Origin of the sequence: Corynebacterium sp. (assembly GCF_052107835.1) — a bacterium.
In the GTDB taxonomy this organism is placed as follows: domain Bacteria; phylum Actinomycetota; class Actinomycetes; order Mycobacteriales; family Mycobacteriaceae; genus Corynebacterium.
On the sequence record NZ_JBQEDF010000050.1, the window covers coordinates 1 to 9,285 of the forward strand.

At 68.9% G+C, this 9,285-nt stretch carries 8 protein-coding genes; all 8 read right to left on the reverse strand.

What is annotated here, in order from left to right; genetic code table 11:
- Nucleotides 1-630: LLM class flavin-dependent oxidoreductase (locus ACTIL2_RS11815; RefSeq protein ID WP_442337660.1), on the reverse strand; the 630-nt coding region annotated here is incomplete at its 3' end.
- Between the two features lie 35 nt (nucleotides 631-665).
- Nucleotides 666-1,772, reverse strand: a complete 1,107-nt coding sequence (gene ald, locus ACTIL2_RS11820) for an alanine dehydrogenase (protein WP_442337661.1) — start codon at nucleotides 1,770-1,772, stop codon at nucleotides 666-668.
- A gap of 31 nt (nucleotides 1,773-1,803) precedes the next feature.
- Nucleotides 1,804-3,276, reverse strand: coding sequence for an NAD-dependent succinate-semialdehyde dehydrogenase (locus ACTIL2_RS11825; protein WP_442337662.1), 1,473 nt, complete (start codon nucleotides 3,274-3,276; stop codon nucleotides 1,804-1,806).
- Entirely contained in the window at nucleotides 3,273-4,595 is a 1,323-nt protein-coding gene (locus ACTIL2_RS11830) for an aminotransferase family protein (RefSeq protein WP_442337663.1), read from the reverse strand. Before ACTIL2_RS11830 ends, ACTIL2_RS11825 begins: the two co-directional genes overlap by 4 nt.
- Before the next feature lie 82 nt (nucleotides 4,596-4,677).
- Nucleotides 4,678-5,889 (reverse strand): M20 family metallopeptidase, encoded by a 1,212-nt coding sequence (locus tag ACTIL2_RS11835; protein ID WP_442337664.1) that lies wholly within the window; start codon nucleotides 5,887-5,889, stop codon nucleotides 4,678-4,680.
- Nucleotides 5,886-7,079, reverse strand: a complete 1,194-nt coding sequence (locus ACTIL2_RS11840) for a M24 family metallopeptidase (protein WP_442337665.1) — start codon at nucleotides 7,077-7,079, stop codon at nucleotides 5,886-5,888. The genes ACTIL2_RS11835 and ACTIL2_RS11840 overlap by 4 nt, the downstream gene beginning before the upstream one ends.
- 32 nt (nucleotides 7,080-7,111) lie before the next feature.
- A complete protein-coding gene (locus ACTIL2_RS11845; protein WP_442337666.1) occupies nucleotides 7,112-7,897 on the reverse strand; it encodes an SDR family NAD(P)-dependent oxidoreductase in 786 nt (261 codons plus the stop codon).
- Entirely contained in the window at nucleotides 7,894-9,132 is a 1,239-nt protein-coding gene (locus ACTIL2_RS11850; protein ID WP_442337667.1) for an aminotransferase-like domain-containing protein, read from the reverse strand. The genes ACTIL2_RS11845 and ACTIL2_RS11850 overlap by 4 nt, the downstream gene beginning before the upstream one ends.
- Nucleotides 9,133-9,285: the final 153 nt, after the last annotated feature.

Consider the following 9,285-nt stretch of genomic DNA (forward strand, 5'->3'; position numbering starts at 1 on the left):
GGTGTGCTCGATGTTCCAGAAGATGTGGTTGTGGAAGAAGCCGTCGCCGTAGTACGCGGCCTGCTCGGCGATCTCCGGGGAGCGTATCGAGCCGTGCCACACGAACGGCGGCTCACCGTCCAACGGCCGGGGTGTGGACGTGAAGTTCTGCAGCGGGGTGCGGAACTCGCCCTTCCAGTTCACGTTCTCCTCGCGCCAGAGCTTCCGCAGCAGGTGGTAGTTCTCCACGGCCAACGGGATGCCCTGGCGGATGTCCTTGCCGAACCAGGGGTAGACAGGCCCGGTGTTTCCGCGGCCGAGCATCAGGTCCACGCGTCCGCCGGTGAGGTGCTGGACGTAGGCGTAGTCCTCGGCCAGGCGTACCGGATCGTTGGTGGTGATCAGCGTGGTGGCGGTGGAGAAGCGGAGGGTCGAGGTCTGCGCGGCGAGGTTCGCCATGAGGATCGGCGGGTTCGCCGGGGCGACGAAGGGCGGGTTGTGGTGCTCGCCGGTGGCGAAGACATCCAGGCCGACCTCCTCCGCCTTCTTCGCGTAATCGACTGTCGCTGTGATCCGCTCGTGCTCGGACGGGGTGCGTCCGGTGGTGGGGTCGGTGGTGACGTCGCCGATGGTGAAGATTCCGAAGTCCATGACCCCATCATGCACCCATATAGGTGACGCGTCAACTACTTAACGGATACGGGATGGGCGGCAGGAAGGTCCGGGAAAGCGGCGGCCACCCCGTCGACGATGATCCGGCCGTCCCGCGTGTTGACCCCCAGGGCGAGAGCCGGGTCGTTGTCCAGGGCGTCCTTCACCCCGCCCGCCAACCGCAGGACGTACGGGAGGGTCGCGTTGGTCAGCGCACGGGTCGACGTCCGCGGGACGCCGCCCGGCATATTCGCCACGCAGTAGTGCCGGATGCCGTCCACCTCGAAGGTGGGGTCCGCATACGTGGTCGGACGGGACGTCTCGAAGGCACCCCCCTGGTCGATGGCCACGTCAATGAGCAGCGCCGAGGACTTGAGCAGGGACAGCTGGTCCCGCGTGACGACCTTCGGCGCCGCCCGACCCGGAACCAGAACCGCCCCGACAACGACATCGGCGGACGCCAGTTCGTCCCCTACCGTGGCCGCGTCCGACATCAGGACCCGGACATTCCCACCGAAGAGCTCATCGAGCTGGCGGATGCGCGTCGGGGACATGTCGAGCACAGTCACCTCGGCCTGCATCCCCAGGGCGATCCTGGCGGTCTGGGTGCCGACAACGCCGCCGCCGATCACCAGCACGCGGCACGGCGCGACACCGGGGACCCCGCCGAGAAGCAGACCGGGGCCTCCCTCGTCGGCGGTGAGCTGGGCAGCCGCAGCGTGGGCGGCGAGACGGCCGGCGACCTCACTCATCGGGGTCAGCAGCGGGAGCCCGGTGTGGTCCTGGACGGTCTCGTAGGCGATGGCCAGGGTTCCGGCCCGGAGCAGGGCTTCGGTCAGTGGGCGGTCCGCGGCGAGGTGCAGGTACGTGAAGACCGTCAGGTCGTCGCGGAGGTACCGGTACTCCGGCTCGATGGGCTCCTTCACCTTGACCAGCAGTTCCGCGGATTCCCAGGCCTCGGCCTGACTGACCAGCCGGGCACCGGCATCCAGGTACTCCCCGTCGCCGAATCCGGCCCCTTCCCCCGCCCCGGCCTCGACCGCGACCGTGTGTCCACGACGGGTGAGTTCCAGAACCCCGGCCGGGGTCAGGCCGACCCGTGCCTCCTGCGGCTTGATTTCCCGGACGACCGATATACGCATGGCTACTGTCCTTCCCTGGCGACGTGCATTATTAGCGACGTGCAATGTTGTAGAAGCGAATGTTCTGGTACTCATCGAGCCCCTCCGCGCTGCCTTCACGGCCCACGCCGGACTGCTTGACGCCTCCGAACGGTGCGGCGGCATTCGACGGGACGCCCTGGTTGATCCCGGTGATCCCCGTCTCCAGGCGATCCGCGATGTTGAGTGCCCGGTCGAGGTTCTCGGTGAAGACGTACCCCGCCAGACCGAACTCGGTGGCGTTCGCCGCAGCGACCACCTCGTCCTCGGTGCCGAACCGCTGGATGGCGGCGACCGGTCCGAAGATCTCGGTGGTGGCCACCTCCGCGGTCGGGGGAACCCGGTCGAGCAGGGTCGGTGCGAAGAAGTTCCCCGGCCCCTCGGGAGCCTGCCCGCCAACGCGGAGCTCCGCGCCCCGGGCCAGCGCATCCCGGATGTAGGAGCCCATGTCGGCGACCGCCTGCGCATCGATCAGTGGCCCGACGACCGTCCCGTCGCCGAGCCCGTTACCCACCGCAGCACTACCCAGTCGCTCCGAGAAAGCGGCGACGAAGTCATCGGCGATACCGTCCTGCACGTAGATGCGGTTGGCGGCGATGCAGGACTGGCCACCGTTGCGGAGCTTCGCGGCGAACGCCCCGTCGACGGCACGCTCGAGGTCGGCGTCATCGAAGACGAGGAACGGGGCGTTCCCGCCGAGTTCCATGGACGTCCGCAGAACATTCTCCGAGGCGAGTGCCAGCAACGTCCTGCCCACCGGGGTGGAGCCGGTGAAGGACACCTTCCGCACGCGGTCGTCCCGCAGGACGGCCTCGCTGAAGGACGACGAGCCGGACGTGGTGACCACCTGGAGCAGGTCCTCGGGGACCCCGGCCTGGTAGGCCAGCTGCACGGCGTAGATCGTGGACAACGGGGTGGCCGAGGCCGGTTTGACCACCACCGGGCACCCGGCGGCCAGGGCCGGGGCGATCTTGCGGGTGGCCATCGCCAGGGGGAAGTTCCAGGGGGTGATCAGTACCGAGAGGCCCACCGGGGCGCGGCTGACCATGATGTCGGCACCGCCCGCGGGGGACGGCCGGTAGTCACCGCCGGGACGCACCGCCTCCTCGGCGTACCAGCGGACGAAATCGGAGCCGTAGACCACCTCACCGCGGGCCTCGGCCAGGGGTTTGCCCATTTCGCGGGTGATGAGGTGGGCGATCCGCTCGGTGTTGTCGACCAGCAGCTGCCACCAGGCGTGCAGCACGTCCGCCCTGGCGCGCGGGGTCGTCTGCGCCCAGGACGCACCGGCGGCGTCCGCGGCAGCGACCTTCTCCAGGGCTCCGTCCACATCGATATCGGGAATGTGGGCGATGGTCTCCCCGGTGGCGGGGTCGTCCACCCCGATACCGTCGGCCGGCAGACCGAGGTCCCGGACGACCCCGTCGGCGAAGGCGGCCCGGTCCGGATCCGCGGCGATCACGGTGCCTGTGTCGGTGGCGGTCATGGGTGCTCCTCGCTGGTGGCCGCTTCGGCGGTGATGGCTTCGTCGATCGCGGAGACGAAGGACACGAGTTCCCCGTCACTGATGATGAAGGGCGGGCTGATCTGCAGGGTGTTCCCCCGCAGGGGGCGGGAGATGTAGCCGAGCCCGATCACGGCGTCGGAGATCCGCTCGGCCGGGAGGTGGTCGGCGACGGTGACCCCGCCGAGCAGCCCCGCGACGCGCACATCAGTGACGTTCTCGTTGCGCTCGGCAAGTGCCTGGAGTTCCCGGTCGAGGACGACTTCGAGTTCCCCGGCGCGTGGGACGAGCTGTTCGTCCTCCAGGATGTCGAGGTGTGCCAGGGCCACCGCGGCGGCGGTGGCGTGACCGGCGTAGGTCGCACCGTGCCGGAAGATGGGGGTGTCCGGGGAGTCCACGTAGAAGGGCTCCCAGATCCTCCGCGCCACGAGCACGCCGCCGAGCGGGGCGTAGCCCGAGGTGATTCCCTTGGCGAAGGTCACCAGATCGGGGTCGAGGCCGTAGCGCTGGGCGGCGAACATGTGCCCGGTCCGCCCGAACCCGGTGATGACCTCGTCGAGGATGAAGAGGATGTCATTGTCGCGGGCCAGCTTCTGGATACCCTCCAGGTACCCGGGTTCCGGTGGGTTAACGCCCCCGGTGCCCTGGATCGGCTCGGTGACGATCGCGGCGATGTTCTCCGCGCCGATATCGGCGATGGCCTGCGCGATGGAGTCCAGTCCGTGGACAGGGACACGGGCAGTCTCGGGGACGAGGGAGTCCGTCCCGTAGCCCTCGCGGTTGAAGTCCAGGCCTGCGATGCTCGTGCCGTAGGCGTGCAGGCCATGGTAGGCGAACTCTCGGCTGAGGATGATCTTCTTCGCCGACCGCCCCTCGCGCTGCCAGTGCCGTCGCGCGAGTTTGCAGGCGACGTCGATGGCATCGGACCCGCCGGAGTTCAGGATCACCTTGGGGTCCGCGATCGGGGACAGGGACGCCAGCCGCTCGCCCAGTGCGAGCGCCTTGTCGTTCGTGAAGCGGGAGAAGGTGTGGTAGGTCTCCAGCTGCGACATCTGCTCGTACGCCGCCTGCGCGAGCTCGGGGCGGGAGTGGCCCACGTTGGCGTGCCACAGTCCGGCGGTCCCGTCGAAGAGCCGTCGTCCGTCAGCGGTGAATACATACGCACCCTCGCCGCGCTCGATGACGAGCTGGCGTCCCAGCACGCTGGGGGTGTGGGCCTGGGAAGGCCACAGGGCGGGGCCGTCCACGGGGTGCGACTGCGTTGTGGGTTCCGGAGTGTGCGGCGCACGGGTTGTCGTCATGGGTAGCGTGTCCTCCTGGTGTTGTCCGTGTCCTCCACGGTATTTCCCTTGACAGGTAATGAAAAGCGACAATTCATGACTGTCACCGGTCAGATTCAGTGACGGTTCTGAGCGCGAGCAGGGCGTAGGCATGCGCGGCCTGGACGAGCTGGTCGACCCCGACCCCCTCGTCCGGCTGGTGGGCCTGGGTGGTCACGTCGCCGGGGCCTAGCACCACCGTCGGAACCTGGTAGTGCCGGGCCATCCACCCGCCCTCGCAGGCCGCCGTCCACCCGGTCACCCGGGTGTCCACACCCAGATCAGCAAGGACGGACCCGGCGGTGCTCACCAGCAGGCTGCCGGCGTCCGTCCGGAAGCCGGGCATCACCATGTCGACCCCGCCCGACACACCGATCCGGTCCGCACCATGGAGCCCGCTGGACGCCACGGCCGCGCGGATGTCCGCCAGGAGATCCCCGGCGACACGGTCGGCGTTCTCCTCCGGCATCATCCTCCTGTCGATCGCCAGATCGCAGGCCGGGGCAACCATCGAGGCGGTCTCCCCTCCCCGTATCGTCCCCACGTTCCAGCTCGGGGTGCCGAGCAGCGGATCCACCTCGCCCGCCCGCGCCCGCGCATGCAGACGCGACACCAGGTCAACGGCCACCCCGGCGGCGGCGATCGCGCTGGCGCCGTCCTCCGGACGCCCGGAGTGCGCGGATACCCCGGAGAGCCCCACCAGGAGATTGGCCGCGCCCCGGCAGCCGATCACCAGGTCCAGGTCGGTGGGCTCGGCGACGACACACGCGTGGTAGTCCGGGTCCGGCCACGACGCCAGCGCGTCGATGACCCCGGTCGACCTGTCCTCCTCGTCCACGGTGCACAACAGGTCCATGCGCACCCACGGAGCGGCCCTGTGGACCGCTCCCATCGCGGACACCACGCTGGCCAGCCCGCCCTTCATGTCCGCTGCACCGCGTCCACGGATCCACCCGTCAGCGACAACCGGACTGAAGGGCCGGGTGGTCCACCCCTCCCCCGCCGGAACCACGTCACTGTGCCCGAGGAACAGCAGCCCGGGGCCGTCCAGTGGACCCACCGTGGCTTTGAGGTTCGGGCGTCCGGGGTGGACCTCCCTGGTCTCCACGTGGGCCCCGGCCCGTTCCAGCATGTCCCGCAGCGCGTCCACGGTGGCCTCCTCGGTGTCGTCACCGGGGTTCTCCCCCGCACCCCGGATCAGGTCACAGAGGTCGGCCACCAACGCGTCCCGGTCGATCAGGGCGAGTGCCCGTTGCTCCAGGTCCGGCTCCGTCACGGCTCGACCACCGCCAGTTCCCGCGGCACCGTGGACAACAGTTCGGGACCTCCGGTGGCGACACGGACGGACTCCGAGGTCTCGAACCCGTTGCCGGGGATCCACATCCCGGCGATCACGTGGAAGGTCATGTTCTCCCGGAACACCGTCCGGTCCTCCGTCCGGAGACTGACCGTCCTCTCACCCCAGTCCGGCGGGTAACCGACCCCGATCGAGTAGCCGAGCCGTGAGGGCTTCTCCAGCCCGTACCGTGACAGCACGGCATTCCACGCCTCCGACACCTGCGCCGGGGTATTGCCCGGGACCAGCAGTTCAAGTGCGGTATGGAAGGCCTCCAGGGTCACCTTCGCGATGCGGTCGAGTTCACGGCTCGGCGTCCCGACGGACACCGTGCGCGCCAGCGGAGTGTGGTAGCGGTGGTGCACCCCGGCCAACTCCACCAGCACCGGCTCATTCGGCCCCACGGGTTCGGACGTCCAGGTCAGGTGGGGCGTGTCCGAGCCCGTGCCCCGCGGGAACATCGGGACGATGGCGGGGTAGTCCCCGTCGTCGTACGCCTGCGCACGCATGACCTCCCCGGCGATCTCGTTGACGGGGCGGCCCTCGCGTATCAGCCCGATCGCCGTGTCCATGACACGTGTGGTCACCCGTCCTGCGTGCCGCATCAGCTCGATCTCGGCCGGCGATTTCACGACGCGTACCCAGTTGACCAGTTCCCCACTGTCGGTCAGCTCCCACTCCGGGAGTTCCGCGGTCATCGCCTGGAAGGTCCGCACGGAGAAGAAGTGGGAGTCACTCTCCATGGCGACCCGCTTTCGCGTGCCGTCGGCGTATCCGTACTCCCTGAGCTGCCGTGCCATCCACGTTCCCGGGTGGACGTCGGCACGGTGCACCATGTTCTCCGGGTACCCCAGGGCGGTGTCGCCGGAGACGACGGCGGTGTGGTGTGCGCCGCCCGCGTCCATCTGCCTCATCATCAGCAGCGGTGACCCGGCGGTGGGCACGTAGAGGATCTGCGGCGTATAGAAGGACCAGGCGTTGTACCCCGTGAGGTAGAACATGTTCGCCGGGTCGGCGACGAGGACGCCGTCGAACCCGGTGGCGGCAAGGTGCTCCTGCACGGTCGCGATCCTGCCCAGGTACTCCTCCGGTGTGAAGAGGCCCGGTGTCAGTTCCAGCTTCTCGGTCATCGTGGGCTCCTCATTCTCTGTCCGTTGCGCCGCTAGGTGGCCGTGTACCCGCCGTCGACGGGAATCGTGGTGCCGGTGATGTAGCCGGCGCCGTCCGAGGCGAGGTAGCCCACGGCGGCGGCCACGTCCGCCGACTCCGCGACCCTGCCCAGGGGCACCTCCTCACCGACACGTTTCTCCGTGGCCGCCGGGTCGTCCTGGCCCGCCAGCCATTCATCGAACAGCGGGGTCCTGGTCATGCCGGGTGCGACGGCGTTGACCCGGATGTTGTCCGGTGCGAGCTCCACCGCCGCCGCCGTCGTCAGGGAACGCACCGCCCCCTTGGCCGCGCTGTAGACCGCCATCGTGGGGACGCCGATGTGGGCGAGGCGGGACGTCACGTTGATGATCGCCCCGCCGTTGCCGTCGCCCGCCGCGTTCTGACGCCGCATCTGCCTGGCCGCGGCCTGCAGCGCGGTCAGTGGAGCGATGGCGTTCGTCTCGAAGACGTGCCGGACCGTGGACGCCGGGGTCTCCACCAGGTCGTCCGTGTGGTCGATCGCCGCGTTGTTCACCAGGACGTCGAGCCGTCCGAACTCGCTCACCGCCGCCTCCACCAGGGCCTGTGCTGCACCGTCGTCGGTGAGGTCGGCGCGGATGAATGTCACGCGTGCTCCGTCCGGGGCCGCAAGTTCCTGCGCGACCGCGGCACCGCGGCCGGCGTCCCGTCCGGTCACCACCACGCAGAAGCCGTCGCGGACGAGCCGCCGTGCGATCTCCACGCCGATGCCGGACGTGGCACCCGTGACCAGGGCGACCGGTGATGTCTTCCCACTCATACGTGCACCTCTCCTGCACCCATTCTTCCACTGACCCGGTCAATTGTCGCTGCGAGCCGACGGACCCCCTCGTCGATCCGTGCCGGATCCGAGGTGGCGAAGCACAACCGCAACGAATCCGTGAAAAGCCCCGCCGGGGAGAACGCCGGGCCGGGGATGTAGACGACACCGTCGGCCAGCGCCGGCTCGAACAACTCCTGCGTGTCGACGTCCGCCGCTGACCCCGTCAGTGTCAGCCACAGGAAGAATCCACCGTCCGGGTCGGTGCACACCGCGTCGTCCCCGAAATACCGCTCCACTGCCGCGACCATGGCGTTCTTCCGCTCCCGGTACAGCCCCAGCACCCGGTCGCGGTGTTCCGCGAAGTGCCCGTTCCGCAGGAACCGGGTCACCGCCAGCTGCACCGCCGGGCTGGCGCAGGTGTCCATGGCCTGTTTGGCGTTGATGAGCGTCTCCGACAGGGACGGGTCGGCGTCAACCCAGCCGATCCTCAGCCCCGGGGCGATCGTCTTGGAGAACGTCCGCGCCGAGAACACCAGCGGATTGTCCGGGCTGATCTCGTGGAAGGACGGCACGGGGTCACCGTCGAAGCGCAGCTCCCCGTAGGGGTCGTCGTCGAGGATCACGCTGCCCCACTGCTCAGCGAGCTCCAGCAGCCGGACGCGGCGCCGGTGGCTGAGCGTGACGCCGGAGGGGTTCTGGAAGTTCGGGATGGTGTAGATGACCTTCGGCGGCCGTCCCTTCTCCGCGACGATGTCCTCGAGCGCGTCGGTGACCAGGCCGTCACCGTCCACCGGAACCTCCACGACCTCGGCGTTGTAGGCGAGCGCGGTGGCGCTGCCGTTGGTGTAGGTGGGGCCCTCGACAACGACCAGGTCACCGGGGTCGACGAAGAGCTTGAACGCCAGGTCCAGACCCTGCATCCCGCCGGTTGTCACGGTGATGCGGTCGGGTTGTCCCCTGGCGTGCGGGGCGAAGTGGCCGATGATCTGCTCGACCAGGGCCTGCTCCCCCTCGGTGGCGCCGTAGGCGTACTTCCCCGGTTCCGGCTGTCCCATGTACCGGTCCAGGAGATCCACCGGGATGAGGTCGTCACCCGGCGCGCCCATGGCGAAACGGACGATATCGTGCGTCTGCCCGGCCAGCAGCGTCGTTGACTTGTCGATGACCGACCCCACCAGCGGGCGGGACGCCAGCGCGGGGTGCGGTCGGGAAGGATGTGTCGTGGCGGCCATGGTCGGCGCTCCTCGTCTGTCGGGGTCCCACCGGTCGCGTTCCCACCGGTGACGATGTGCTCACCCGCGAGCCTAGGTGCACGGTGATGTCATGAAAAGCGACGTTTTCAAACAATGATGCGTCGTTTTATCTAACAGTTTGATGCCGCGGAC